Consider the following 1096-nt stretch of genomic DNA (forward strand, 5'->3'; position numbering starts at 1 on the left):
CTTTAACTTTTGTCACATCCCCATTTTATTGATTGCGGTTAAATGGATGCTTGAAAACAAGATTTTCTTTTATCCATTTTGCAGGTTCACTACCGTCAAAATAATCTTTCAGCTAGTACCATGCTTGAGAAGTTCCATCTATTTTGGCTAGTTTTTATAACAATTTACAAGAACCGCTTCTTAAACATCGCTTTTATATGTATACTGTTTATGTACAAAAGTGGCATTATGCTTATGCTACATTAAACTACTGGAGGGAACAGAATGTCGTTTACCGTTTATTTCGTACGCCATGGACAAACGATCTTTAACTTTTATAACCGGATGCAAGGATGGTGTGATTCACCCTTAACACAAAAGGGAATCATCGATGCCCACAAAGCTGGAGCACATCTTGCTGATAAAGATTTCGCAAATATCTATCATAGTGACACAATGCGTGCCCAAAACACGTGTAAGATCATTATGAGTGAAAATCAACTGGCAGCTGACCTTCCGCAACCAGTTACACTGTCTAATTTTCGCGAACAAAGCTACGGCTACTTTGAAGGCAACGACTCTAATCAAACTTGGCTAATGGTCGGTGCTACTCGGCAGTGCAGGAATTATGAAGAAATCATTACCAGATATTCAATTAATGATTCTCGTGATTTTATGAAAGAAACTGACCCGTTCAATGATGCTGAAAACAATGCAGAGTATTGGAAAAGAATCGATGCCGGTTTTGACTACCTGAACGCACATCAAGCGCCCGGTAGTAATGCACTGGTTGTCAGCCATGGAACCACCATTCGCAGCATTGTCAGCCGTTTTGCGCCTGAAATTGATGTTGTTTCCGTTGGTCCTAAAAATGGTTCTGTTACCAAGATGATTGTTACTGGTAAAAAGGTTGAAATTGTTTATTTCAATCACTATCTCGATACTCAGGAATACTAAAATAAACAGCTGACCTTGATAATCCTACGTTAACTCACTTGACTAGAGAAGAAGTCAGCGGAAGTTTCCAATCTCTGGATGTTATTTTATTGAATGCACAAGACGGGGCTGTGACAAAAGTTAAATTTTGTCACAGCCCCTCTTTTATTCCGGATAAACG

At 39.1% G+C, this 1096-nt stretch carries 1 protein-coding gene; it reads left to right on the top strand.

The window, feature by feature from the left end; all coding sequences use genetic code 11:
- Positions 1-264 precede the first annotated feature (264 nt).
- On the top strand, positions 265-936 hold the full coding sequence (locus tag FD50_RS11445; protein ID WP_054758173.1) for a histidine phosphatase family protein: 672 nt from the start codon (positions 265-267) through the stop codon (positions 934-936).
- Positions 937-1096: the final 160 nt, after the last annotated feature.

The sequence above is a fragment of the Liquorilactobacillus satsumensis DSM 16230 = JCM 12392 genome (assembly GCF_001435195.1).
GTDB lineage: Bacteria > Bacillota > Bacilli > Lactobacillales > Lactobacillaceae > Liquorilactobacillus > Liquorilactobacillus satsumensis.